The organism is Phenylobacterium sp., assembly GCF_035475775.1.
Taxonomy (GTDB): Bacteria; Pseudomonadota; Alphaproteobacteria; order Caulobacterales; family Caulobacteraceae; genus Phenylobacterium.
Map to the genome: position 1 here is coordinate 12,037 of NZ_DATIMC010000067.1, position 23,015 is coordinate 35,051.

25 protein-coding genes are annotated in these 23,015 nt (G+C 70.9%); 14 read left to right on the forward strand and 11 right to left on the reverse strand.

The window, feature by feature from the left end; all coding sequences use genetic code 11:
* Positions 1 to 11: 11 nt before the first annotated feature.
* Complete coding sequence (locus VLI41_RS08290) at positions 12 to 2,129, reverse strand: discoidin domain-containing protein (RefSeq protein ID WP_325267601.1); 2,118 nt, start codon at positions 2,127 to 2,129, stop codon at positions 12 to 14.
* Between the two features lie 88 nt (positions 2,130 to 2,217).
* Between VLI41_RS08290 and VLI41_RS08295 the strand changes: the two genes are divergently transcribed.
* On the forward strand, positions 2,218 to 3,198 hold the full coding sequence (locus tag VLI41_RS08295) for a hypothetical protein (protein ID WP_325267602.1): 981 nt from the start codon (positions 2,218 to 2,220) through the stop codon (positions 3,196 to 3,198).
* Positions 3,199 to 3,221: 23 nt separating this feature from the next.
* Complete coding sequence (locus VLI41_RS08300; RefSeq protein ID WP_325267603.1) at positions 3,222 to 3,680, forward strand: GNAT family N-acetyltransferase; 459 nt, start codon at positions 3,222 to 3,224, stop codon at positions 3,678 to 3,680.
* Between the two features lie 16 nt (positions 3,681 to 3,696).
* On the opposite strand, the gene gmk is transcribed toward VLI41_RS08300, so the two are convergent.
* From gmk to VLI41_RS08330, 6 genes are all read right to left on the reverse strand, one after another.
* The gene (gene gmk / locus VLI41_RS08305) at positions 3,697 to 4,302 is read right to left on the reverse strand and encodes a guanylate kinase (protein WP_325267663.1); all 606 of its coding nucleotides are present in this window, start codon (positions 4,300 to 4,302) and stop codon (positions 3,697 to 3,699) included.
* A 70-nt stretch (positions 4,303 to 4,372) separates the two neighbouring features.
* Positions 4,373 to 5,254 (reverse strand): YicC/YloC family endoribonuclease, encoded by an 882-nt coding sequence (locus VLI41_RS08310; protein ID WP_325267604.1) that lies wholly within the window; start codon positions 5,252 to 5,254, stop codon positions 4,373 to 4,375.
* Positions 5,251 to 6,249 (reverse strand): endolytic transglycosylase MltG, encoded by a 999-nt coding sequence (gene mltG / locus VLI41_RS08315; RefSeq protein WP_325267605.1) that lies wholly within the window; start codon positions 6,247 to 6,249, stop codon positions 5,251 to 5,253. Before mltG ends, VLI41_RS08310 begins: the two co-directional genes overlap by 4 nt.
* Positions 6,246 to 7,529 carry a beta-ketoacyl-ACP synthase II gene (fabF, locus tag VLI41_RS08320; protein WP_325267606.1) on the reverse strand — a complete coding sequence of 428 codons (1,284 nt, stop codon included), beginning with the start codon at positions 7,527 to 7,529 and terminating at the stop codon, positions 6,246 to 6,248. Before fabF ends, mltG begins: the two co-directional genes overlap by 4 nt.
* 82 nt (positions 7,530 to 7,611) lie before the next feature.
* A complete protein-coding gene (locus tag VLI41_RS08325) occupies positions 7,612 to 7,851 on the reverse strand; it encodes an acyl carrier protein (RefSeq protein ID WP_111528945.1) in 240 nt (79 codons plus the stop codon).
* A gap of 190 nt (positions 7,852 to 8,041) precedes the next feature.
* Entirely contained in the window at positions 8,042 to 9,088 is a 1,047-nt protein-coding gene (locus tag VLI41_RS08330; protein WP_325267607.1) for a hypothetical protein, read from the reverse strand.
* Positions 9,089 to 9,274: 186 nt separating this feature from the next.
* Between VLI41_RS08330 and VLI41_RS08335 the strand changes: the two genes are divergently transcribed.
* The 4 genes from VLI41_RS08335 to VLI41_RS08350 all read left to right on the forward strand — a co-directional run bounded on the left by VLI41_RS08335 (position 9,275) and on the right by VLI41_RS08350 (position 11,203).
* Positions 9,275 to 9,445 (forward strand): hypothetical protein, encoded by a 171-nt coding sequence (locus tag VLI41_RS08335; protein WP_325267608.1) that lies wholly within the window; start codon positions 9,275 to 9,277, stop codon positions 9,443 to 9,445.
* A gap of 69 nt (positions 9,446 to 9,514) precedes the next feature.
* Positions 9,515 to 9,970, forward strand: a complete 456-nt coding sequence (locus VLI41_RS08340) for a helix-turn-helix domain-containing protein (RefSeq protein ID WP_325267609.1) — start codon at positions 9,515 to 9,517, stop codon at positions 9,968 to 9,970.
* 11 nt (positions 9,971 to 9,981) lie between these two features.
* On the forward strand, positions 9,982 to 10,845 hold the full coding sequence (locus VLI41_RS08345; RefSeq protein WP_325267610.1) for a hypothetical protein: 864 nt from the start codon (positions 9,982 to 9,984) through the stop codon (positions 10,843 to 10,845).
* Positions 10,838 to 11,203, forward strand: coding sequence for a nuclear transport factor 2 family protein (locus VLI41_RS08350; protein WP_325267611.1), 366 nt, complete (start codon positions 10,838 to 10,840; stop codon positions 11,201 to 11,203). The genes VLI41_RS08345 and VLI41_RS08350 overlap by 8 nt, the downstream gene beginning before the upstream one ends.
* A 30-nt stretch (positions 11,204 to 11,233) precedes the next feature.
* Here the strand turns inward: VLI41_RS08350 and fabG are convergent, their stop codons facing one another.
* Complete coding sequence (gene fabG / locus VLI41_RS08355) at positions 11,234 to 11,974, reverse strand: 3-oxoacyl-[acyl-carrier-protein] reductase (protein ID WP_325267612.1); 741 nt, start codon at positions 11,972 to 11,974, stop codon at positions 11,234 to 11,236.
* Between the two features lie 10 nt (positions 11,975 to 11,984).
* The gene (gene fabD, locus VLI41_RS08360; RefSeq protein WP_325267613.1) at positions 11,985 to 12,929 is read right to left on the reverse strand and encodes an ACP S-malonyltransferase; all 945 of its coding nucleotides are present in this window, start codon (positions 12,927 to 12,929) and stop codon (positions 11,985 to 11,987) included.
* Positions 12,930 to 13,020: 91 nt separating this feature from the next.
* On the opposite strand from fabD, the gene VLI41_RS08365 reads away from it, so the two are divergent.
* Entirely contained in the window at positions 13,021 to 14,100 is a 1,080-nt protein-coding gene (locus VLI41_RS08365; RefSeq protein WP_325267614.1) for a zinc-binding dehydrogenase, read from the forward strand.
* 62 nt (positions 14,101 to 14,162) lie between these two features.
* Positions 14,163 to 14,705 (forward strand): peroxiredoxin, encoded by a 543-nt coding sequence (locus VLI41_RS08370; RefSeq protein WP_325267615.1) that lies wholly within the window; start codon positions 14,163 to 14,165, stop codon positions 14,703 to 14,705.
* 4 nt (positions 14,706 to 14,709) lie between these two features.
* Here the strand turns inward: VLI41_RS08370 and VLI41_RS08375 are convergent, their stop codons facing one another.
* Positions 14,710 to 15,267: a DUF2059 domain-containing protein gene (locus VLI41_RS08375; RefSeq protein WP_325267616.1), complete on the reverse strand. Its 558-nt coding sequence runs from the start codon at positions 15,265 to 15,267 to the stop codon at positions 14,710 to 14,712.
* Between the two features lie 236 nt (positions 15,268 to 15,503).
* Between VLI41_RS08375 and rpsF the strand changes: the two genes are divergently transcribed.
* From rpsF to VLI41_RS08405, 6 genes are all read left to right on the forward strand, one after another.
* Positions 15,504 to 15,866, forward strand: coding sequence for a 30S ribosomal protein S6 (gene rpsF / locus VLI41_RS08380; protein WP_325267617.1), 363 nt, complete (start codon positions 15,504 to 15,506; stop codon positions 15,864 to 15,866).
* Positions 15,867 to 15,884: 18 nt separating this feature from the next.
* Positions 15,885 to 16,160: a 30S ribosomal protein S18 gene (gene rpsR / locus VLI41_RS08385; protein WP_325267618.1), complete on the forward strand. Its 276-nt coding sequence runs from the start codon at positions 15,885 to 15,887 to the stop codon at positions 16,158 to 16,160.
* A gap of 11 nt (positions 16,161 to 16,171) precedes the next feature.
* Positions 16,172 to 16,762 carry a 50S ribosomal protein L9 gene (gene rplI / locus VLI41_RS08390; protein WP_325267619.1) on the forward strand — a complete coding sequence of 197 codons (591 nt, stop codon included), beginning with the start codon at positions 16,172 to 16,174 and terminating at the stop codon, positions 16,760 to 16,762.
* A 163-nt stretch (positions 16,763 to 16,925) separates the two neighbouring features.
* Positions 16,926 to 19,367, forward strand: coding sequence for a TonB-dependent receptor (locus tag VLI41_RS08395; RefSeq protein WP_325267620.1), 2,442 nt, complete (start codon positions 16,926 to 16,928; stop codon positions 19,365 to 19,367).
* A 176-nt stretch (positions 19,368 to 19,543) separates the two neighbouring features.
* Positions 19,544 to 20,614, forward strand: a complete 1,071-nt coding sequence (locus tag VLI41_RS08400; protein WP_325267621.1) for a hypothetical protein — start codon at positions 19,544 to 19,546, stop codon at positions 20,612 to 20,614.
* A 139-nt stretch (positions 20,615 to 20,753) separates the two neighbouring features.
* Positions 20,754 to 22,244, forward strand: coding sequence for a replicative DNA helicase (locus VLI41_RS08405; RefSeq protein ID WP_325267622.1), 1,491 nt, complete (start codon positions 20,754 to 20,756; stop codon positions 22,242 to 22,244).
* Between the two features lie 48 nt (positions 22,245 to 22,292).
* Here the strand turns inward: VLI41_RS08405 and VLI41_RS08410 are convergent, their stop codons facing one another.
* Entirely contained in the window at positions 22,293 to 22,928 is a 636-nt protein-coding gene (locus VLI41_RS08410; RefSeq protein ID WP_325267623.1) for a Yip1 family protein, read from the reverse strand.
* Positions 22,929 to 23,015 lie beyond the last annotated feature (87 nt).

Here is a 23,015-nt window from a genome sequence, read left to right on the forward strand (position 1 = left end):
GCGCCGCGAGCTTAGCGCCTGAGAGACTGCACGACCACCGTCAGGCTATCGGGCGGAAGAACGAGCTTGCCGATCGCGCGCACCCGCGAGTGCTGTGGCGGCAGGTCGCGCACGGGATGGCCGCGCGGCCCGTCGGCGAGCCACCGATACTGGGCCGGGCCGTAGCGCCAGACCTCCGCAGGACCGCGCCGGGCCGCCGCGCCCTTGATGGCAAGCCGCACGCTCGCCGGTTCGCGGCCGCTACGGTTCAGGATCAGGACCGCGAGCCGTCCGTCGGGCCGGCGCACCGCGTAGGCGACCACCCACGCCGGCCCGCTCTGGCCGAGGACCTGTGTCGCGTACAGGCGGTGCAGCCCGTGGCCCGGCTGCAGCCAGGTGCGGCTGAGCAGCCGCGAGGCGAAGAACACCGGCAGCGGCGCGCCCGCCTGGCCCTGCGCATCGGCCAGGAACGGGGTCATGTTGCCGTATCCGGCGCACGGTAGGTGCTGGTTGATCGGCACGTTCGGGCCGTAGCCGAACATGTAGGCGGCGCGGCCGCCGGCGCTCAGGAAGTGGCCCACGATGTCGGCCTGCAAGAGCGCGCTGGGCAGCTCGACCATCGCCTGGCCGGAGAAGGCGGAGAATCCATATTCTGAGATCACCCAGGGGATCGCCCGCGGCACGCCCTCCTTCGCGAGCCGCGCCAGCATCGAGGCGAGCAGGGGGTCCTCGGCGACCAGCCTGGCGTGGATATCGCCGCAGATGTCGTCGAACGGGTAGTGCTCGAAGGAGAAGAACTGCAGGGCCGCCAGCCGCCCGCGCGCCTTCAGGTAGCCGATGAAGCCGCCGTTCCAGGACTTCCGGGCCGCCTCGACGAGCGGCAGCTCGGTGGCCGCGCTCTGCATGGACGGGCCGCCCAGTGGCGTGCGCCGGTCAACCCGCCGGATCGCGGCGGCCGTCTCGAGATAGAGCGCGCCATAGTCCGCGGGTTCGCCGTACTGGCCGTCCGGCTCTTCGCCGAGCTCGATCCGCGCCAGCGGATAGCCGCGTCGCTTCAGGTAGCCGACGAGCGCCGCTGCGTCGTCCGGCGTGTCGGACAGCACGCCGACCGGGATCATGGCCGGCAGGCCGTTGGTGATCCCGCTGGTGAAGAACCGGTCGACGCCCACCTGCTCCAGGTCGGGATCGCGGTCGAGCGCGCGATGCCAGGGGTCGGTCGAGGAGACGTGGGTGACGCTCTGGCCGCCATGCGAGGCGGCGTGCCGGAGGCGGTCGTGGAACGCTCCGTCGGCGCCCAGGACGCCGAAGCCCACCTCGCGCACCGCATAGCCCAGCCGGTCGCGGATGTCGGTCGAGCCTGCGGGCGCCGTGCGGGAGGCGGCGGTCATCAGGATGCGCAGGTATTGGACCCTGATCGGCTGCGCGGCGAGCCGCCGTGTCTCTGTCCCGCCGCGACCCGCCCGAACGGCCCCGCGCGGGAAGGTCCGCCAGCGGCCCTCGTCGTCATAGTCGTCCTGGCCGGTCCAGTACTGGACCTCATAGGCGGTGGCGTAGGGGTCGGCCCAGGCAATCTGCACGGCGTCGATGGCCGCGGGGGCGTCGAGCCGCAGCTCGATCCATTGGGGGTGCGGGCGCGCATCGTGGGTGAAGCGCCGGTCGAGGTAGGGGTTGGACTTCCAGAAGGTCGCCAGATCGCCGTCCGTGAGCCGCGACCAGCCGGTGTTGTTGGCGTTGTCCAGGGTGTCGCCGCGCCTGGGCAGCTGATAGCCCCAGGAGAGCCGGATCGGCGGGCCCAGGCGATCGCTGCCGGTCCAGTAGCCCTGGGCATGGACGGCGTCGCTCCAGGTCCCCTGCTCGGTCCAGTGCCAGGCCTCGACGCCGAGCTCGGTGCGCAGCCGGTAGGTCGCCGGGCGCAGGCCCAGGCTGCGCATCGCGGCGATGTTGCGGGCCGTGAACAGCCGGTCGATCTCGCCCCGCTGGGCCCCGTCGATCCCGGCGCCCAGCGCCACGTCCGGGCGCAGGCGCCCGCGTGCGCCGGCGGGCGTGAGGTCCACCTGGACGGTGAGCGGGGCGGCGCCTGCCGCGCCCGCGGCCAGGGCGAGCGCGAAGCACGGCGCGAGCGATCGGAGGCGGCGCAGGCGGGCGGTCATGGGCGCGCCGCTTCTATGCTGTGGGCGCGGCGCGGTCGACAAGCGGCGCGGCGCGTCGTTAGCTGCCGCCATGCGGCCAAGCCCCGGAATGCTGATCTGCGCCGCCTTGCTGGCGGGCGCCGCCCAGGCGGCTCCGGGGCCTGCGCCGCGCGAGGCGGCCGGCCATCCGGACCTCACCGGGGTGTGGACCAACGCCTCGATCACCCGGCTGACGCGGCCGCGGGGCGTCACGCCCCTGGTGGTCAGCGACGCCGAGGCCGAAGCCATCGCCAAGGCCAATCCGCTGGTCGCCGAAGCCGACGCCGAAGCGCGGCCATCCGGCCCCGCCGAGCGGCCGCCCGCCGCCGGCGATCCGGGCGGCTACAACGCCTTCTGGCTCGATCCCGGCAAGACCCTGGCGACCGTCGAGGGCCAGCGGCGCACCTCCTGGATCGTCGACCCGCCGGATGGCCAGCTGCCGCTTTCGGCCAACGGCCGCAAGCTGATCGCCGCCTCGCGCGCCGCCCACGAGCCGGATGCGCCCTCCGGCCCGGAGGCGCTGATGCCGTGGGACCGCTGCCTGATCGGCTCGCGCGGCTCCGGCGGCCCGGGCATGCTCAACAACATCTACAATTCCAACTACCAGATCGTGCAGACTCCGGGCGCGGTGGCCATCGACGTGGAGATGATCCACGACGTGCGCATCATCCCGGTGTTCGCGACGAGGGCCGCGGCCCAGGCGGCGCACGCTCCCGCCGCCCTGCACCCCTGGCTCGGCGACAGCACCGGCTGGTGGGACGGCAAGTCGCTGGTCGTCGAGACCGTCCACGTCAATCCCGAGCAGGGCCGCTCGGGGCCGATCTTCCTGTCCGATCAGGCGCGGGTCACCGAGCGCTTCACCCGCGTCTCGGACCGCCAGATCCTCTATCAGTTCACGGTCGAGGACCCGGCCTACTACACGCGGCCCTGGCGCGCCGAGATGGTGCTCAGCGCCGGCCCCGAGCGGCTTTACGAATACGCCTGCCATGAGGGCAACTACGCGCTGCCGGACATCCTGGCCGGCGCACGCGCCGCCGAGCGCAAGCGCTGAGCCGCAGCCCCGGAGGAAACGCCATGGAGCCGATCCTGCGGCTGGCCGGGCCCGCCGACGCCGAGGCGATCCGCGCGCTCACCCGGGAGGCCTATGCCAAGTGGGTCCCGGTCGCCGGCCGCGAGCCGCTGCCGATGCAGGTGGACTACGAGGACGCCGTGCGTCGCCATCGCTTCGACCTCGCCTGTCTGGGCGAGGTGCTCGCAGCCCTGATCGAAACCGTGCCGGAGGGCGACGAGCTGCTGATCGTCAATGTCGCGGTCCGCCCCGCCTTCCAGAAGCGCGGACTGGGCGTGCGCCTGCTGAGGCTCGCCGAACGGCTGGCCGCCGAGGCCGGGCTCAGCGGGACGCGGCTCTACACCAACAAGCTGTTCGCCGAGAACATCGCCCTGTACCGGAGCCTCGGCTATGCGATCGAGAGCGAAGAGGTCCAGACGATCGGGGTGCGCGTCAACATGGTCAAGCCGTTCGCGCCCTGCTGATGGAGCGGCGGGCCGGTTAAACCTCCTCCTGTCGGAGACTCTCCACGAAGGGCGGCAGCCACGGGTTGCGCCCGGGCTTCATCCGCTCGGCGCGGTAGATGTGCACCAGGTCGGCGTAGGCGTGGTCGAAGTCCTTGTTGACGATCACGTAGTCGTACTCGGTCCAGTGGGCGACCTCGCGGCGGCCGAGCGCGAGCCGCTGGTCGATGACCGCCTGGTCGTCCTGCGCCCGGGCGTGCAGCCGCCGCGAGAGGTCGCTCCAGGACGGCGGCAGGATATAGACGCGCACGGAATCCTGCGGCGCCTGGCCCGCGACGTGGCGCGCGCCCTGCCAGTCGATGTCGAACATCACGTCGCGCCCCGCCTCGAGCGCGGCCATCACGGGCGCCTTCGGCGTCCCGTAGCGATGACCGTTGACCTCCGCCCACTCGAGGAGCTCGCCGGCGGCGATCATCGCCTCGAACTGCTCGCGGGTCTTGAAGAAGTACTCGCGGCCGTCGACCTCGCCGGGCCTGGGCGGCCGCGTCGTGGCGGAGATCGACAGCGTCATGCCCTTGAAGTCGGCGACGAGCCGGCGCGACAGCGAGGTCTTGCCCGCGCCGCCGGGGCTGGAGACCAGCATCAGGAGGCCGCGGCGCACGGTCTCCCACGGCTTGAGGTGGCGGTCGTCGGCGAATGGGTCGAGCGCGTCGCTATTCAACGTTCTGCACCTGCTCGCGGAACTGGTCGATGACGGCTTTGAGGTCGAGGCCGCGCGAGGTCAAGGCGGGCGAGGCGGACTTGGAGCACAAGGTGTTGGCCTCGCGCATGAATTCCTGAGTCAGGAAGTCGAGCCGGCGGCCGACCGCGCCCTCCCCGGCGAGCAGCTGGCGCGCCGCCGCCAGATGGCCGGTCAGCCGGTCCAGTTCCTCGCGCACGTCGGCTTTCACAGCCATCGCGGCGGCTTCCTGCACGATGCGGTCCTCCGCGGCGCCCTCGCCGAGGAGCTCGGCCATGCGCCGGGCGAAGCGCTCCTTGATGATCCCCGGCTGCTCGCCGGCGACGGCTTCGGCCTCGCCGATCAGCGCCTCGATGCGGTCGAGAAAGCCGGTGAGCAGCCCTTCCAGGGCCCTGCCCTCCTCGCGCCGAGCGGTCTGCAGGGCGTCCAGCGCCGCGCCGAGCGAAGCGGCGATCGCCGCCTCCAGCTCGGCCTTGGCCTCGGGGTCGTCCACGGCGTCCTCGCTCTCCACCACGCCCTTCAGCGCCAGCAGGCCGTCGAGGCTGGGCGGACCCGCCTGGCCGGAGGCCAGATAGGGCGCGCCGACCGCCAGGTAGCGCTCGAGCTGCTCGAGGTTGAGCCGCACCGCCGAGGCGCCCTCGGCGCGCCGGGCCTGCACGCCCACGGTGAGCTGGCCCCGCTGGAAGCGCGCCTGCGCTTGCTCGCGGGCCGAGCGCTCCAGGCCGTCGAATCCTGGGGGTCCGCGGTAGCGGACCTCCAGGTTGCGGCCATTGACGCTGCGCGCCTCCACCGCCCAGCTCCAGGCGCCCGAGGCGCCCTCTGCGCGGCCGAAGCCGGTCATGCCCGAGATGCTCATCGCGCCGCTCCCTGGACGGGGCCGGCCGCAGCCCGCTGCTTCTCGATCTCACGCCAATGGGCGACGTTCGTCTGGTGCTCCTCGAAGGTGGAAGCGAAGGAATGCCCGCCCGTGCCGTTGGCCACGAAATAGAGCTCGCGGGTCTGCGGCGGATCGAGCACCGCCGCGAGCGCGGCGCGGCCCGGGTTGGCGATCGGCGTCGGCGGCAGGCCCGCGATCTGGTAGGTGTTGTAGGGCGTGCCGGAGGCCAGGTCGCCGAGGCTGATGCCGCGGCCGAGCGGGACGCCTCCGGAGACGCCGTAGATCACGGTCGGATCGCTCTCCAGGCGCATGCCGGCCTTCAGCCGGTTCTCGAACACCGCGGCGATCCTCGGGCGCTCGGCCGGAATGGCGGTCTCCTTCTCGACGATCGAGGCCAGCGTCACGGCCTCCTCCGGCGTCTTCAGCGGCAGGTCGGGCGCGCGGTGCGCCCATAGCGTCTTGAGCAGGACGTCGCGCGCGGCCTCCATCCGCCGGATCACCTTGGCCCGGTCGTCGCCGCGTTGCACCTGATAGGTGTCGGGCAGGATCGCGCCCTCCGGCGGCGGCTCGGCGTGGCCGACCAGCCAAGGCGCCGCGTTCACCGCATCGGCCGCCATCTGGCTCGTCCAGCCCTCGGGGATGGTGATGAAATGGCGCACCACGCGGCCCGCCTTCACGTCGGAAATGACGCCCGCCATGCTCTCGCCGGAGCGGATGGCGTACTCCCCCGCCTTCAGCTTCGCTCCCGCCGTGAGCTTGGCCATGAGCATGAACAGGGTCTGCGAGCGGATCACGCCGGCCGCCTTCAGGCTGCGGGCGACGCCGCCGATGCCGGAGCCCTTCTGCAGGATCACCGTGGTGGCGTTTCCGCGCGCCGCCTGCGGCCCCGGGCCCAGGTAGAGGAAGCCGAGCCCGCCCAGTCCCGCGACCAGCAGGACGAGCAGGATGATCCCACCGAGCCGGGCTCGGCTCACGAGACCTTCTTGAAGACCACGGAGGCGTTGGTCCCGCCGAAGCCGAAGGAGTTGGAGAGCGCCACCTCGATCGCCACCGGCTTGGCCTTGTTGGGCGCCAGGTCGATGGGGGTGACCACGGAGGGGTTGTCCAGGTTGATGGTGGGCGGGGCGATCTGGTCGCGGATGGCCAGGCAGGTGAACGCCGCCTCGATGGCGCCGGCCGCGCCGAGCAGATGGCCGGTCGCCGACTTGGTCGAGCTCATCACCACCTTGGAGGCCGCGTTGCCCAGCATCCGTTCCACGGCGCCGAGCTCGATCTCGTCCCCCAGCGGCGTGGAGGTTCCGTGGGCGTTGATGTAGGCGATGTCCGCCGGCGCGATCCCGGCGTCCTTGATCGCCGCCTGCATGGCGCGGAAGCCGCCGTCGCCGTCCTCGGCCGGGGCGGTGATGTGGTAGGCGTCGCCGGCCAGGCCGTAGCCCAGGACCTCGGCGTAGATCTTCGCGCCGCGCGCCTTGGCGTGCTCCAGCTCCTCCAGCACCAGCATGCCCGCGCCCTCGCCCATCACGAAGCCGTCGCGGTCCTTGTCATAGGGCCGGCTCGCCTTCTCCGGGGTGGCGTTGAAGTTCGTCGACATCGCCCGGCAGGCGATGAAGCCGGCGATCCCCACCGGGCAGATGGCGGCCTCCGCCCCGCCGGCCAGCATCACCTCGGCGTCGCCGTACTTGATCAGCCGCGCCGCGTCGCCCACCGCGTGCGCGCCGGTGGCGCAGGCGGTCACCACGGCATGGTTCGGGCCCTTGAAGCCGTAGCGGATCGAGACCTGGCCGCTCGCCAGGTTGATCAGCGCCGAAGGGATGAAGAAGGGGCTCACCCGGCGAGGCCCCTTCTCGTGCATCTCGATCGAGGTCCTCTCGATGGTGGCGAGGCCGCCGATGCCCGAGCCGATCATCACGCCCGTGCGCTCGCGGTCCGCCTCGTCCTGCGGCGCCCAGCCGGAGTCGCGCACCGCCTCGTCCGCCGCGGCCATGGCGTAGAGGATGAAGTCGTCCACCCGCCGCTGCTCCTTCGGCGACATGGTCTGGTCGGGATCGAAGGAGCCGGCCTGGCCCGCGGCCCCGCCGCCGCGGCCGTCGACGCGCGGCACTTCGCCGGCCACCTGGCAGGCGTAGTCCGCCGGATCGAAGGTGGTGATCCGGCCGATCCCCGACTTGCCGGCGAGGATCTGCGCCCAGCTGTGCTCGGTCCCCTGCCCGAGCGGCGTGATCAGCCCCAATCCCGTGACGACGACGCGACGCATGGCGCTCCTCAAACGAAGGCCGCCGCGGCTAGGGTTCCCCTAACGGCGCGGCGGCCCCGATTCCTTCAGCCGGCTTAGGCGTCTATGAGCCCAGCCGCTCCTGGATGAACTTCACCGCGTCGCCGACCGTCTGGATGTGCTCGGCCGCGTCATCGGGGATCTCGATGTCGAACTCCTCCTCGAAGGCCATCACCAGCTCGACGTTGTCGAGGCTGTCGGCGCCCAGGTCGTCGATGAAGCTGGCTTTCTCGGTGACCTTCTCCGGATCGGCGTCCAGATGTTCGATCACGATCTTTCGGACGCGTTCTAAGACGTCGGACATCAGTCAGGTCCCTCTGAGAGTTCAGGCTCTGCATCGGCGAGCGGCGCGGTGAAGTCAACCGTCCGGACCGGCGCAATACGAAGTCGCTGGCGCGTTAGCATGTTCCTGTTTGGCAGGCGAGCGTCAGATCGGCGGTGACCGGAACCGCCCCGGCCAGGCGGCTTCCGCGCGCCGGCGGAGGCCCGGACTCTCATCTGATCTTCAGCACCAGGATCACCAGCAGCGCCGAGAGACCGAGGTGCAGGATCAGGAAACGGACCAGCACCTGGGTGTTGGACCAGCCGAGCTCCTTGCGCGCATGATCGTGGAGCGGAAACCGGATCCCGGCCAGCACCCTGATCCCCAGGAAGCGGGTCACCGCGACCTTCACGAGGCCGGTGGCGCCGTTCGCCAGGATCATCGAGCCGACCAGCAGCAGGAACAGCGGATTGCCGGTCGCCACCGTCAACAGGCCGATCATCAGACCGAGCGGCCGGGATCCCGCGTCCCCCATCAGCACCTGGCTCGGGGCGGCGTTGTACCAGAGGTAGCCGGAGACGGAGCCGACCATCACGAAGGCCATGATCGCCCAGTCCGCGCCCTCCGGATTGACCGGCACGTGGAGGTGGGCCGCGACATCCGCGTTCCCGATCACCGCGTAGAGCAAGGCGCCCAGGATCATGATCGCCGTCCCGGTCAGACTGCCGGACACGCCGTCGACCCCGTCGGAGCAGTTGGTGGCGTTGATCGAGATCCAGATGAGCGCCGTCGCCAGCGGCAAGCCGATCCAGGGGCTCAACAGGACCGCGGGCTTGAACCCCGGCAACCAGATCGCCCACTCCCGCAAGCCGAGCACCGCGACCGAGGCCGCCAGGGCGATCGCCAGGTCCATCGCGGCCAGCTGATATTCGGAGAACCCGCCGCGTCTGTCGTCGAGATACCCGACCAGCATCGCCGCGAAGATGAACGGCAGCGAGCGCAGCGCCGCCGCCTGGAACGGGATGAAGATCAAGGCGCCGAGGCAAAAGATGCTGACGAAGACCAAGCCGGCGCTGAGCGGCTTTCCGACGCTCTGCTCGGCGTTCACCGCGAACGCCCGGCCGCGGTCCTTCGGGAGCCGGTCCCAGAGCCTGGGCAACGCGACCCACGTGGCGATCGCCGTCGTCGCATACCCGACCGCGGCGAGAAAGAAGAAGGAGCCGAACAGTCGAAGCGGCCCGAAGCCGCGGCCGTAGGCCTCGTAAATCCAGTTCAGCATGCCAGGCGTGGCGCTCCCGCATGGCGCCGGCGCGCCGATGGTCCCGATCCGTCGTCCAAGCTTGGCCTTTGTGGGCGCACGAGGGCGCGAGGGGAAATCGTCGCACCCGGCGTCGGAGCGGTCCGATCGCCGGTTAACCGCGTTTCGCACAAGAGCGTTAACTCGCGGCGTGATACCGCCTGCCCCATGCAGGAAATCGCTCACACCCAGACCGCCGCCGGCCCCGAACCGCTCAGCCAGCACAACCCCGGCACGACCCGCCTGGGTATGGCCGAGGACGAGCGCCGCCGCGCGGCCATCGTCTTCCTCCAGGCCTATTACCGCGACGTCGAACTGGGCCGCGCGCCGCTGGACTGACCGTCGACGCTCGGGCCAGCCGCTCGAGCGAATTGACAGTCCATAATCTGACAGTCACTGTCAGATTTCATGGCTGGATCGGGGACCTACACGGCCGAGACGCTCGCCTTCTGCGCGGGCCTGCCGTTGCGCACGGTCCGGTATTATGTCCAGGAGGGGCTGGTCGATCCGCCGCTCGGACGCGGGCGAGGCGCCCACTTCACCGATCATCATCTGGCGCAACTGCAGCAGGCCAGGACGTTGCAGAACTCGGGCTTCAGCCTCGAGGCGATCCGCGAGCGGCGCGGCGACCTCAGCCTGGGGCTGCAGGTGATGCAGCAGGTCAAGGAGACACGACGGCAATGGCGCCGCGCCGGCGCCGTGACCGCGGCCGAGGACGGCGAGCTGGACCCGGGCGACTGCCTCAGGATTCCGATGGCCGAAGGCGTGGAGCTCCTGGTCGCCAACGACCAACCCCTGCCCAGCCCGCGCGAGCTGGTCGAGATCGCGCTGCATATCCGCAAGGCCTTCGGTCCGCGCAGCTAGGGAGGACGCCCGTGTTCGAGGCCCAGGAGCTGCAGGTCATCCGCCGGGCCTACGCGCGCCAGGTGACGTTCCTCGGGCGCGCCGAGAACCCGGCGCTCGAAGCCGCCTTCGCCGACGTTCCGCGCGAGGCCTATCTCGGGCCGGGACCCTGGCCGATCGTAAACTATCCGCCCCTGGAATATCTGATGACGCCGGACGCGGACCCGGCCTGGCTCTATGCGAATATCCTGGTGGGCATCGCGCCGGAGCGGAACCTCAACAACGGCCAGCCTTCGGGGCACGCCACCTGGATCGCCGCCGCCGCCCCGGCGCCCGGAGATCACGTGGTGCATGTGGGCGCGGGCGTCGGCTACTACTCCGCCTTGATGGCGCACATGGCCGGTCCTGCGGGCCGACTGACCGCCATCGAGCTCGAAGCCGAACTCGCCGCGCGCGCCGCTTCGAACCTCGCCCATCTGCCCGGCGCGCGCGTGATCTGCGCCGACGGAACGAGCGCCGCCTTCGATCCGGCCGACGTCATCTACGTCAACGCCGGCGCGGCGCGGCCGATGGAGGTCTGGCTGGAAGGGCTCAGGGACGGCGGCCGGCTGATCCTGCCGCTCACCACCGAGGCCAACTTCGGACCCGCAATGACCTCGATCACCGGCGCGGTGTTTCGCATCGTCCGCCGGGGTGAGGACTATGAGGCGGCCTTCGTCGGGCCGATCGGCGTCTTCCCGTGCGCCGGCGCGCGCGATCCCGCCTCCGAAGCCGCCCTGGCCGAGGCCTTCCGCCGCGGCGGTTTCGAGAAAGTCCGGCGACTGCTTCGCACGGGCAAGGTCGCGGACGCCGACTGCTGGGTGAAGGCTCCCGGCTGGAGCCTCGTCTATGACTAGCCCGCCCGCGTTCGATTTGGCGGAGCTGCGGCGCCTCGACGAGGCCTGGAACGAGGCCTACCGCCGGCATGACCGAACGCCCTTGCGCGACATTCTCGCCGACGATTTCGCCGGGCTCGCGCCGTCCGGGCAAGTCATCGCCAAGGCCGACCTGATCGCAGACCCGCCAGAGCACGCCTTGGCCGTGGATTTCAGCGAGCCGAACGCCTGGGTGTTCGGCGACACGGGAGTGACGGCGGGCCGACTTCAGCTGGAGCTGGCGGATCGTCGTCTGGACCAGCGATTCCTACGCGTATTCGCCCGTCGCGACGGGCGCTGGCAGGCGGTCTCTGTCGCCGTAACGCCTCTGCCCGGCTGAGGCCCCGCGCGGCGGATCGGGGCGCAGAGGTCAGATCATCGCCATGCCGCCGTTGACGTGCAGCGTCTGGCCGGTGACGTAGCCCGCCTCGTCGCTGGCCAGGTAGACGCAGGCCGCCGCCACGTCCGCGCCCTGCCCCAGCTTGCCTGCCGGGATGGTCGAAAGGATGCCGGCCTTCTGCGCCTCGCTGAGCGCATCGGTCATCGGGCTCTCGATGAAGCCGGGGGCGACGCAGTTCACGGTCACGCCGCGGGTCGCCAGTTCCTGGGCCAGGCTCTTGGAGAAGCCGATCATGCCGGCCTTGGAGGCGGCGTAGTTCGCCTGGCCGGCGTTGCCCATCACGCCCACGACAGAGGTGATGCCGATGATCCGCCCGGCGCGGCGGCGCATCATGCCCTTGGCGGCCGCGCGGGAAAGCCGGAAATAGCTCTCCAGGTTGACCTTGATCACCGCCTCCCAGTCCTCATCCTTCATGCGCAGCAGCAGGCCGTCGCGGGTGATGCCGGCGTTGGCGACCAGGATGTCGAGCGGAGCCGCCGCGGCCGATTCCGCGGCGTCCACCAGCCCGTCCACGGCGGCGGCCTCGGCGAGATTGGCCGGCACCGCCGAGGTCCGCTCGCCCAGTTCCGAGGCGAGCGCCTCGAGCACCGCTTCCCGCGTGCCCGAGAGCACCACGTGCGCGCCCTGCGCGTGGTAGGCGCGCGCGATCGCCGCGCCCAGGCCGCCGGTGGCCCCGGTCACCAGCGCCGTCTTGCCGGACAGGTCGAACATGGCGTCCTCCTCAGAGCGATTTGGCGAACGCTTCGAGGTCGGCCGGAGCGTTGAGCGGGGTCGCCTCGGCGTCGGGGGCGATGCGCTTGGCCATGCCGGAGAGCACCTTGCCGGCCCCGGCCTCGGCGAAGCGCGTGACCCCGCCGTCCTCGACCAGCCACAGCATGCTCTCGCGCCAGCGCACGCGGCCGGTGACCTGCTGCACCAGCAGCCGGCGGATCTCCTCCGGGTCGTTGGTCGGCCGCGCGGTCACATTGGCCACCAGCGGCGCCCGGGGCGCGGCGATCGCCGCCTCGGCCAGGGCTGCGGCCATCTCGTCGGCCGCGGGCTGCATCAGCGGGCAGTGGAAGGGCGCCGAGACGTTCAGCGGGATGGCGCGCGCGCCGAGCGCCTTGGCCTTCTCGATGGCGGCGTCGACCGCCGCCTTGGCCCCGGAGATCACCACGTTGCCCTGGTTGTTGTCGTTGGCGACGACGCAGACGCCGAGCGCCGCGCCGGCCGCGGCCGCCGCCTCGGCCAGGGCCACATCGGTCTTCGGGCCGATCAGCGAGGCCATGGCCCCCGCGCCGAGCGGCACGGCGCGCTGCATGGCCTGGCCGCGCAGCTTCAGGAGGCGGGCGGTGTCGGCCAGGCCGATCGCCCCGGCCGCCGCCAGCGCCGAGTATTCGCCCAGGCTGTGGCCCGCCACGAAGGCGGCCTTCCGCACGCCGATCCCGAACTCCCGCTCGAGCGTCCGCATCACCGCCATGGAGACCGCCATCAGCGCCGGCTGGGCGTTCTCGGTCAGCGTCAGCTGGTCCTCGGGGCCCTCCTTCATCAGCCGCGAGAGGTTCTGGCCCAGCGCCTCGTTCACCTCCTCCAGCACTTCGCGCGCCGGCGCGAAGGCTGCGGCCAGGTCCTGGCCCATGCCCACCGCCTGGCTGCCCTGGCCGGGGAAGAGGAAGGCGAGGCTCATGGGTCCGCTCCGGGGGCTAGGGAATCCGCGGCCGGAGGGTTAGGGGATTGGCGGCGCCGCGGCAAGGCGGCGCGCTTTTGGAGGCTCGGCCATGCGGGCTGTGGTGCGGCGGAACAAGCAGCTGGTCTGCGACGAGATCGGCGAGCTGGAACCGGCGGAGGGCCAGGTGCTGGTCAGGACCCTCGCCTGCGGCATCTGCGGCTCCGACCTGCACGCGCTGCACCACATGGAGCACATGATCGACCTCTCGCGCCGCGCCGGCGGCATGGGGACCGGTTTCGATCCGTCCGCCGACACCGTGTTCGGCCACGAGTTCTGCGCCGAGATCCTGGATTTCGGCCCCGGCTGCGAGCGCAGGCTGAAGGCGGGCGCGCGGGTGGTCAGCATGCCGCTCACCATGACCGCGGGCGGGATGGAGGCGCTGGGCTTCTCCAACCGCCTGCCCGGCGGCTTCGCCGAGCGGATGCTGCTCACCGAGGCCATGCTGCTGGAGGCGCCCAACGGCCTGCCGACCGACCAGGCCGCCCTGACCGAGCCGTTCGCGGTCGGCGCCCACGCGGTCGCCAAGGCGCGGCTCGACAAGGGCTCCGTGGCCCTGGTGATCGGCTGTGGGCCGGTGGGCCTGGCGGTGATCGGGGCGCTGAAGGCGGCCGGCCACGGCCCGGTGATCGCCGCCGACTTCTCGCCGCGCCGCCGCGCCGCCGCGGAGCGGCTGGGGGCCGACATCGTCATCGATCCCGCGAAGGAGTCGCCGCACGAGCGGTGGGAGGACCTGGGCGTTCCGAAGACGCGGGCCGCGCAGGCCCTGTTGCGGATGATGGGCAAGACCTTCGCCCGGCCGGTGGTGTTCGAATGCGTCGGCGCGCCCGGCGTGCTGGAGGCCCTGATCGAAGCCGCCCCGGCCGGCGCCCAGATCGTGGTGGCCGGAGTCTGCATGGAGAGCGACCGCATCGAGCCCTCCATCGCCATCACCAAGGAGATCGAGCTCAGCTTCGTGCTCGGCTACACGCCCGAGGAGTTCGCCGGAACCCTGCGCCGCCTGGCCGAGGCGGTGATCGACGTCTCGGGCCTGGTCACCGGCAAGACGCCGCTCGAAGGCGTCGCCCAGGCCTTCCGGGACCTCGCCGACCCGGAAGCCCACGTGAAGATCCTGGTCGAGCCCTGCGCCTGAGGCCCTGGCGAAGGAACAAGGTTCGGTTGTAGGCTCCGGCCGCTGAAGCTCGGAGACCCGCCATGAAAGCTCTCGCCGCCGCCGCGGCCTTCGCCGCCCTGCTCGCCACGCCAGCATTTGCGGAACTCAAGCCGGGGACGAAGGCGCCGGACTTCTCGGCGCCGGCCTACCTCGCGGGCCAGCCCTTCACCTTCAAGCTGGCCGATGCGCTGAAGAAGGGGCCGGTGGTGGTCTATTTCTTCCCCGCCGCCCACACCAAGGGTTGCAACCTCGAGGCGCACCTGTTCTCCGAGGCGATCGACAAGTTCAAGGCCGAGAAGGCTTCGGTGATCGGGGTCACGGCCGGCAACGTCGACCAGCTCGCCGACTTTTCCAAGGAGACCGAGCATTGCGGCGGCAAGTTCCCGGTGGCCGCCGATCCGGGCGTGAAGATCGCCAAGGAATACGACGCCGTCCTGGCCCAGAAGCCCGACTGGTCCAACCGCACCTCCTACGTGGTGGCGCCGAACGGTCAGATCGTCGACGTCTACTCCAACCTCGATCCGACCGAGCACGTCGACAAGACGCTCGCCGCCGTCACCGCCTGGCGAACGGCGCACAAGTAGCGAGTCAGGAGGCCGAGGCCTTCGGCGGCGCCGTCTGGCACCGGCCGTCCGGGCACTTGCGGGCGATCAGCTCCTGGACGACCTCGCTCATCATCTCGGGCATCAGCTCGCGGGTGATGGCGGCGCTCCTGGGCGCGAGCGTCGGGATCTTGTCGGTGATCGAGCGGCCCAGCGGGCTCTCGTAGAAGGCCACCATGGCCCGAAGCTCGGACAGGGTGAAGGTCTGCGCGTAGATCGGAACCATCCGCTCGATCATCTTCGGCATCATCTTTTCGCGCATCACCCGCCGCACGACCTCGACGAGCATCTGCTGGTCGGCGGCGGTGAGGTTCGGATTGGCCTTGGCGCTCTGCGCGGCGATGACCGGCAGCATCGCGGCCTGCATGACGTCCATGGTCCGCTCGAAGTGCACGGCGGCGAGATAGCGCCGCACCAGCGCCTCGGCCTCCGGCTTGACCGCGCTCGCTGCGGCCGGCGCAGCAGCGGACGGCGGCGCGGCGCGCGCGGCGAGCGGCGTCAGCATGGCCACGGCGGCCGCGGCGGCGATCAGGCTCTTCATCATCTTGCGATTTCCCCCAGGTCACTGCGACGGTAGCGCCGGGAGCCGGCGCGACAAGGCGAAACTCCTTGCTCCGGACATGCTTTTCGCCTATCTGCCCGCCTCTTCACGGAAGGCGGTCTCGCGCGGAGCCTTCAACGGGTCGGGATGTCGTCTCGGCCGCCGCGTCCGAGAGCCATCGCAGCCCGCGGTTCTTCCGCCGCCGGGACGCGCCGCCCTCCCAGCGGGAAGAAGGACCTATGGCGCTCTACGAACACGTCGTGATCTCGCGGCAGGACATCTCGCCGCAACAGGCCGAAGCCCTCAACGACCAGCTCAAGGCGATCATCGAGCAAGGCGGCGGCACCGTCGCCAAGATCGAGTACTGGGGCCTGCGAAACCTGTCCTATCGCATCAAGAAGAACCGCAAGGGCCACTACTCCCTGTTGGCCATCGACAGCCCGGCCGAGGCCGTCAAGGAGATGGAGCGGCAGCTGTCCATCAACGAGGACGTGCTGCGCCACCTGACCGTCCGGGTCGACGAGCTGGACCTCGAGCTGTCGCCCGTCCTCGCCCGCCGCGATCGCGATCGCGAACGCCGCGACGACGCCCCGCAGTTCTAAGGAAAGGAGGCCACCGCCATGACCGACGAAACCTCCCTCGCCCCGGCGCCCGGCGCCGCCGCCGGCGGACCCCGCCGCCCGTTCTTCCGCCGCCGGAAGGTCTGCCCCTTCTCCGGCGCCAACGCGCCGAAGATCGACTACAAGGACGTCAAGCTCCTGCAGCGCTACGTCTCCGAGCGCGGCAAGATCGTGCCCTCGCGGATCACCGCGGTCTCGGCCAAGAAGCAGCGCGAGCTGGCCCGCGCCATCAAGCGCGCCCGCTTCCTCGCGCTCCTGCCCTACGTCGTGAAGTAAGGGGCCGGCGCATGAAACTCATCCTGCTCGAGCGGGTCGAAGGCCGCGGCGGCCTCGGCGACGTGGTCAACGTCAAGGACGGCTACGCCCGCAACTTCCTCCTGCCACGCAACAAGGCGCTTCGCGCCACCGAGGCCAACCTCAAGATCTTCGAGGGCCAGCGCGCCGAGATCGAGGCGCGCAACGCCAAGGCGAGGCAGGCGGCGGAGACCTCCGGCGAGAAGCTGGACGGGACCTCCTACGTGCTGATCCGGCAGGCGGGCGAGAGCGGCCAGCTCTACGGTTCGGTCGCCGGCCGCGATGTGGCCGACGCCGTCAACGCCGAGGGCGGCAAGGTCGAGCGCGCCATGGTGGTGCTGGACAAGCCCATCAAGACGCTGGGCCTGCACGAGGTGAAGATCCGGCTGCACCCGGAAGTGACCGTCACCGTCACCCTCAACATCGCCCGCAGCCCCGATGAGGCCGAGCGCCAGGCGCGCGGCGAAAACGTCATCTCGGCCGCATTCGAGGAAGACCGCATCGCCGCCGATCGGGCGGCCGCCGAGCTGCTCGAGGGCGGCGCCGGCCAGATCGCCCAGGATTTCACAGAAGCCGAGGCGTAACGCCGCAGCCTTACAACGTAAGCGGCGCGGGAGACCCCTCCCGCGCCGTTTTGCATGCGCTGTTGCGAAAATATCATTCCGCAATGCAGCGAAGCCCCCTAGCTAGACAGCTGATCATTGTTAAGGTCCCGCCCGCTGCGGGGCCCAAGGGGGTATTCCGTCCATGCTGTCACGGGTCTTGCTGTTCACCGCAGCTTCCGCCGCCGCGCTCGTCTCCACCCACGCCTTCGCCCAGGCTGCGCCCGCCCCCAAGCCGGCGCCCGGCGCCGAGGTCGAAGAGCTCGTCGTCACAGGCAGCCGCGCCGAGCCGCGCTCACGCCTCGAATCGCTGTCGCCCGTCGATGTCGTGAACGCGCAGGCGCTGCAGCACCAGGGCACCACCGAGCTCGGCGCGGCGCTGGCCGTCAGCGTGCCCTCGATCGACTTCCCGCGGCCCTCCAACACCGATGGCACCGACGCCATCCGCCCGGCCACCCTGCGCGGCCAGGGCCCCGACCAGACGCTGGTGCTCATCAATGGCGTGCGCGCCCACACCTCTGCGCTGGTCAACCTCAACGGCTCGGTGGGCCGCGGCTCGGCGGGCGTGGACCTCAACACCATCCCGACGGTCGCGATCGACCACATCGAGGTGCTGCGTGACGGGGCCTCGGCGCTCTATGGCTCCGACGCCATCGCCGGCGTTCTCGCCATCAAGCTCAAGGAGGCCGACAGCGGCGGCGGGATCTCCTCCACGATCGGGGAGTTCGACACCAGCTTCGACGGCTTCGTCGGCGGCAAGCGGAACATCCACGACGGGACCACCGTCTCGGTCGACGGCTGGCAGGGATTCAAGCTGCTGGGCGATGGCTTTCTCACGCTGTCCGGCGAATACCTGCACCGCGAGCCGACCAACCGCAGCGACAAGGACCCGCGGTTCCCATTGCTCGGCATCGATTCCCGCTTCGGCGATCCGAGCGTGGTCCAGGGCACCGCCTACCTGAACGCCGGCAAGCCGCTCGGCGACGGCTGGGAGCTCTATGGCTGGGCCGGCGGCCAGTTCCGCCACACCGAGAGCGCCGCCACCTTCCGCACGCCCACCGACCTGGCCAAGAACATCCCGTCGGTCTATCCCAACGGCTTCCTGCCCCACATCCGCACCCACTCGAACGATTACAGCGTGGGTTCCGCCCTGAAGGGCGACCTGGCCGGGTGGCATTCCAACTTCAGCATCGATTACGGCTGGAACCGCCTGCGCTACGACACGCTCGACACCATCAACGTCTCGCTGGGCCCGACCTCGCCGCACAATTTCTACGCGGGCAAGCTGATCTACAACCAGCTGGTCGGAAACGCCGATTTCAACCGCGACTTCGATGTCGGCATGGCCGGACCACTCAACGTCGCCTTCGGCGTCGAGGCCCGCAACGAGGGCTACCACATCGGCGCAGGCGAGACGGCCTCGTTCATCAAGGGGCCGTTCCAGAACTCGCCGACGGTGGCGGCCGGCATCGGCGCCCAGGGCTTCCCGGGCTTCCTGCCGGACAACGTCGTGCGCGTGCACCGCACGAACATCGGCGCGTATCTGGCGCTCGAGGGCAAGGTGCTCGACCAGCTGACCCTTTCGGGCGCCGTGCGCGAGGAGCACTACTCCGACTTCGGCGACAACACCTCGGGCAAGGTCTCCTTCCGCTACGAGGTCGCGCCCTGGCTGGCGTTCCGCGGCTCTGCGGAATCCGGCTTCCGCGCGCCCAGCCTGCAGCAGGAGTTCTTCACCTCGACGGCCAGCCTGTTCATCGACAACGTGCAGTTCGACACCGGCACGTTCCCGGCGACCAGTCCGACCGCCGAGGCGCTGGGCGGGCAGGCGCTAAAGCCCGAGAAGTCCAAGAACTACTCCCTGGGCGCGGTGATCCGGGCGGAGAACCTCGCGGTCACCATCGACGCCTACGAGATCGACGTGAAGGACCGCATCGTGCTGTCCGAGAACTTCACCTGCGATCCGACCGCCAAAGCGGGCACCAACGGCTTCGTGATCTGCCAGACCATCCTGCCGCTGGGCGTTTCGGCCGCCCGCTTCTTCATCAACGGCGTCGACACCCGCACCCGCGGCGTCGACGTGGTGGCGACCTACCGGCTGGACACCCAGCCCTGGGGCGACCTGTCGCTGACCGCCTCCGGCAACGCCAACGACTTCCTGATCACCAAGTCGCCGTTCAGCCGGCCGGGCCTGCTGCCGACGCCGCTCAACCTGTTCGCCCGCCAGGCGACCTATCGGTTCGAGCGCGGCACGCCCAAGTACAAGGCCTCCGTCCAAGGCGATTGGTCGCTGGACAACTGGGGCGCCACGGGCCGGGTCACCTATTATGGCGACGTGCTGTCGGCGGGCACCAGCGACAACGGCCTCAATGACGGCCACACCGGCGCCCACGCCATCGTGGACCTGGAAGGCCGCTACAACTTCAGCCACGGCGTGCAGCTGGCGATCGGGGCGGAGAACCTGTTCGACGAATACCCGGACCAGGCTCCGGTGAGGCTCGATACTACGGGCGCCGCGCCGTGGAGCTCGTTCTCGCCGTTCGGCTTCAACGGCCGGCGGGTCTACGCCCGGGTCAGCGCCACCTGGTGAGCCGCGCGCCAATACGGTGCGGCGACGGCGCGGAGCCCATCTCCGCGCCGTTTTCGTATGCGGCGATGCGCACGGTTTCCTTCGCCGCCGAGGCGCCTGAGACTTGACGCCGCTGGCGCAAGGAGGGGCCGCTGGCGAGGACTTCGCATCTCGGCCGGATCATCGCTTGAGCGTCCATGCCTGAAATCGACCTTTCCAGCCTGAGCGCGGCCGAGCTCCGCGACCTCCTGGACTCCACCCGCCAGCGCGGCCAGGCCGCCCAGTCGTACCAGATCCTCCAGGAGATGGCCGAGCGCCGGACCCGCTCGGCGCGCCCGCCCTCGGCCCACCCGCGGGTGATCGCCCTGGAGCTCGGCGATCCCTTGGAGGATCTCGAGGCGGGCGTCCCCCACCCCGCCGCCGTCGCCGCCGCGGCGACCCCCGCCGGCGCGCCGCCGGCCCGCGCCGACGACCCGCTGGACGTCGACCTCGCCTTGGCGTTCGACGAGCGGCCGGCCCGCCGCCGCAAGCCCGCGCGATCGTCCCGCCGCGCGGACGATCCTCCGCCGCCCCGCCGGCGGTTCCCTGTGCTGGGCTTCTCGGTCGGCGTGGCGCTAGGCCTGGTCATGGGCCTGGGGCTCGGCATCCAGTCGCGCCCGCCGCCCTCCGAGCCGGCGACGGCCGTGTTCCCGCAGGCCCCGGCCCTGCGCCCGTCGACCGCCGCCGCGGAACCGGCGCCGCCCGTCGCCCAAGCGCCGGCTGAAACCGCACCGGCTGACATCGCCCCGATTCCCGGGCCGGCCGCGAGCGGGCCGGCCACCCCCGCTCCGACGACGCCTTCCCCGACGACCCTCGGCCCGATGACGCCCGCGCCCGCCACCGAGGCCGCGCCGTCGCCGGCCAAGGGCGAGGCCGTTGCGGGCCCCGCCGCACCGGCTGCGCCCGAGGACGTCAAGCCCGTGCCGGCGGCGGCCGACGCTGCAGAGCCCGCCAAGGCCTGCGCCAACGCGCCCACCCCTGCCGACCGCACCATCTGCGGCGATGCGCGCCTGCTCAAGCTGCAGAAGCAGCTGCGCCAGGCCTATGCCCGCGCGCTCGAGGCCCACACCGATCGCGCCACCTTGCGCCAGCGTCAGCTCGCCTGGCGCGACATGCGCAGCGGCGTCGCCGACCCCGAGCGCCTGGCCGAGCTCTACGCGGCGCGGATCAAGCGGCTCGACGCCGCCACCGAGGCGGCGCGGAACGCGCAGTCGCCGGCGCCCCGCTGAGGCCGGCGGCCGCCTGCGTCCGCTTCCGTCGCAGGTCATGGCGAGGCTTGTCCACAGGCGATTCGTTCCTGTGGACTTCTTCCGTCCGGTCGCGGTTGTCACAGTGGAGCGATCGCAAGCTTGGGCTAGACGATAAGCCATGGCCATCGTCCCGGCGCTCGACCTCCGCCCCGTCTCCAACGACATCGAGATTCCGCATGTCCCGGCGAACGTCGAGGCCGAGCAGGCGCTGCTGGGTGCGCTGCTCTACGACAACGCCGCCTTCGAGCGGATCGGCGACAACCTGCAGGGGCGCCACTTCTACGAGCCGTTCCACCAGCGGCTGTTCGAGGCGGTCGAGACGCACATCCGCAAGGGCCAGCTCGCCGAGCCCATCCTGATCGCCGAGCAGTTCGCCCGCGATCCGGGGTTCGAGGAGCTGGGCGGCGTGCGCTATCTCGCCGACCTGGTCGACCGCGCGCCCCCAGCCGCCAATGCGCCGGACTACGCCCGCGCGGTTTACGATCTCGCGCTGCGCCGCGACCTGATCCGCATCGGGGGCGAGATCTCCGCCCTCGCCGCCGCCGGCGACCCGGAGCTCGACGCCAAGGAGCAGATCGAGCAGGCCGAGCAGCAGCTCTATGCGCTGGCCGAGACCGGCGGAGTCTCGCAGGGCTTCGTCTCCTTCACCGAGGCCCTGCACCGCGCCGTCACCATGGCCGCCGAGGCGCACAGCCGCGATGGGGGGCTCGCCGGCCTCTCCACGGGCCTGATGGACCTCGACTCCAAGATCGGCGGGCTGCACCCGTCGGACCTGGTCATCATCGCCTCGCGGCCCTCCATGGGGAAGTCGTCGCTGGCCGCGAACATCGGCTTCGACGCGGCCCGGAATTACGCCTGGGAGCCGCAGCCGGACGGCTCCAAGAAGACCGTGCGCGGCGGGGTGGTCGCCTTCTTCTCGCTGGAAATGAGCGCCGACCAGCTCGCCCTGCGCATGCTGGCCGAGGTCTCCGGCGTCTCCGGCGACCGGCTGCGCAAAGGGGAGATCGACGCCTCTGAATTCGGCCGCGTCCGCGACGCCGCCCTGGAGATCCAGGATGCGCCGTTCTACATCGACGACACCGGCGGCATCACGCTCGCCAAGCTCGCCGCGCGGGCGCGACGGCTGAAGCGCACCGTCGGCCTCGACCTGCTGATCGTCGACTACCTTCAGCTCGTCACCATCGGGGGGACCAATCGGCAGGACAACCGGGTGCAGGAGGTCTCGGCCATCACCCAGGGCCTGAAGGCGCTGGCCAAGGAGCTCTCGATTCCGGTGCTCGCGCTGGCCCAGCTCTCACGCCAGGTGGAGAATCGCGAGGACAAGAAGCCCCAGCTCGCCGACCTACGGGAATCCGGCTCGATCGAGCAGGACGCCGACATGGTGATGTTCATCTATCGCGAGAGCTATTACCTGAGCCGCCTCGAGCCACGCGAGGGCAGCGAGGAGCATTTCAAGTGGCAGGAGCAGATGGACCAGGTGAAGGGTCTGGCCGAGATCATCATCGGCAAGCAGCGCCACGGCCCGATCGGCACGGTGAAGCTCTCCTTCAACGAGGACATCACCAAGTTCGGGAACCTCGCCCGCGACGGCCGCTACGATCCGCGCTGAGCCAGCCGATCTCTCCTCTCCTCGGGCGGGAAGAAGGATTGACGGACGCTAGGCCCCGCCCACGACCCGCAGCGGTCCCCCGACCAGCGAGCGGACGGCGGTGCTCGCCGCGCCCAGCCCGATCCCCAGCGCCAGCGCCAGGATGACGATCGTCGCGAAACAGGTGAGCGCGCGGGCCTCCGGCACGCGCATCAGCACCGGCAGGCCCTCGCGCAGCAGGTAGAGGCTGTAGAGGCCGCCGAGGATCATCATCGCGAAGCCCAGCGACGGCAGCAGCCCGAAGACGCCCGCCACCCAGGCCGCGGTGCCTGAATAGGCGGCGAGCTTGAGCGCCTGCGCCCGCCCGCCCGTTCCGCCGAACCGCGGGCTCACCAGCGCGACGATCAGGGCCAGGAGATAGACGAAGATCAGGGTGAAGACATAGTTCAGCGCCGCCTCGGCGAGCAGCCCCTGCACGGGCGGCCGGATCTCGATGCCGGCGATGCCCGATCCGAACAGCAGCCCGCCGGCCACACCGCAGACCGGCGGAATCGCGGCGAGCGGCGCCACGTAGCGGCGATAGAGCTCCGCGACGGCGCTCGACTCCGCGGCGATGACCCGCCAGGTGCGTCGGGGCCGCACGAGCAGGGCGACCGCGCGACCGGCGAGCGACCAGCGCCGCGGCTCCGGGTCGACCGCGCTCATCAGCTTCGTCCCAAGCCGCCGACTCCTGAGGCCCGCGATCGAGCCTAGAGCATGGGCAGGGCGCCGCAAGGCGCCGGAGCCCGGGTC

Excerpts from the sequence above, each read along its gene's own strand:
- VLI41_RS08290 (WP_325267601.1), bottom strand. The coding sequence starts at position 2,129 with ATGACCGCCCGCCTGCGCCGCCTCCGATCGCTCGCGCCGTGCTTCGCG.
- VLI41_RS08295 (WP_325267602.1), top strand. The coding sequence starts at position 2,218 with ATGCTGATCTGCGCCGCCTTGCTGGCGGGCGCCGCCCAGGCGGCTCCG.
- VLI41_RS08300 (WP_325267603.1), top strand. The coding sequence starts at position 3,222 with ATGGAGCCGATCCTGCGGCTGGCCGGGCCCGCCGACGCCGAGGCGATC.
- gmk (WP_325267663.1), bottom strand. The coding sequence starts at position 4,302 with ATGCTGGTCTCCAGCCCCGGCGGCGCGGGCAAGACCTCGCTGTCGCGC.
- VLI41_RS08310 (WP_325267604.1), bottom strand. The coding sequence starts at position 5,254 with ATGAGCATCTCGGGCATGACCGGCTTCGGCCGCGCAGAGGGCGCCTCG.
- fabF (WP_325267606.1), bottom strand. The coding sequence starts at position 7,529 with ATGCGTCGCGTCGTCGTCACGGGATTGGGGCTGATCACGCCGCTCGGG.
- VLI41_RS08325 (WP_111528945.1), bottom strand. The coding sequence starts at position 7,851 with ATGTCCGACGTCTTAGAACGCGTCCGAAAGATCGTGATCGAACATCTG.
- VLI41_RS08330 (WP_325267607.1), bottom strand. The coding sequence starts at position 9,088 with ATGCTGAACTGGATTTACGAGGCCTACGGCCGCGGCTTCGGGCCGCTT.
- VLI41_RS08335 (WP_325267608.1), top strand. The coding sequence starts at position 9,275 with ATGCAGGAAATCGCTCACACCCAGACCGCCGCCGGCCCCGAACCGCTC.
- VLI41_RS08340 (WP_325267609.1), top strand. The coding sequence starts at position 9,515 with ATGGCTGGATCGGGGACCTACACGGCCGAGACGCTCGCCTTCTGCGCG.
- VLI41_RS08350 (WP_325267611.1), top strand. The coding sequence starts at position 10,838 with ATGACTAGCCCGCCCGCGTTCGATTTGGCGGAGCTGCGGCGCCTCGAC.
- fabG (WP_325267612.1), bottom strand. The coding sequence starts at position 11,974 with ATGTTCGACCTGTCCGGCAAGACGGCGCTGGTGACCGGGGCCACCGGC.
- fabD (WP_325267613.1), bottom strand. The coding sequence starts at position 12,929 with ATGAGCCTCGCCTTCCTCTTCCCCGGCCAGGGCAGCCAGGCGGTGGGC.
- VLI41_RS08365 (WP_325267614.1), top strand. The coding sequence starts at position 13,021 with ATGCGGGCTGTGGTGCGGCGGAACAAGCAGCTGGTCTGCGACGAGATC.
- VLI41_RS08370 (WP_325267615.1), top strand. The coding sequence starts at position 14,163 with ATGAAAGCTCTCGCCGCCGCCGCGGCCTTCGCCGCCCTGCTCGCCACG.
- VLI41_RS08375 (WP_325267616.1), bottom strand. The coding sequence starts at position 15,267 with ATGATGAAGAGCCTGATCGCCGCCGCGGCCGCCGTGGCCATGCTGACG.
- rpsF (WP_325267617.1), top strand. The coding sequence starts at position 15,504 with ATGGCGCTCTACGAACACGTCGTGATCTCGCGGCAGGACATCTCGCCG.
- rpsR (WP_325267618.1), top strand. The coding sequence starts at position 15,885 with ATGACCGACGAAACCTCCCTCGCCCCGGCGCCCGGCGCCGCCGCCGGC.
- rplI (WP_325267619.1), top strand. The coding sequence starts at position 16,172 with ATGAAACTCATCCTGCTCGAGCGGGTCGAAGGCCGCGGCGGCCTCGGC.
- VLI41_RS08395 (WP_325267620.1), top strand. The coding sequence starts at position 16,926 with ATGCTGTCACGGGTCTTGCTGTTCACCGCAGCTTCCGCCGCCGCGCTC.
- VLI41_RS08400 (WP_325267621.1), top strand. The coding sequence starts at position 19,544 with ATGCCTGAAATCGACCTTTCCAGCCTGAGCGCGGCCGAGCTCCGCGAC.
- VLI41_RS08405 (WP_325267622.1), top strand. The coding sequence starts at position 20,754 with ATGGCCATCGTCCCGGCGCTCGACCTCCGCCCCGTCTCCAACGACATC.
- VLI41_RS08410 (WP_325267623.1), bottom strand. The coding sequence starts at position 22,928 with ATGAGCGCGGTCGACCCGGAGCCGCGGCGCTGGTCGCTCGCCGGTCGC.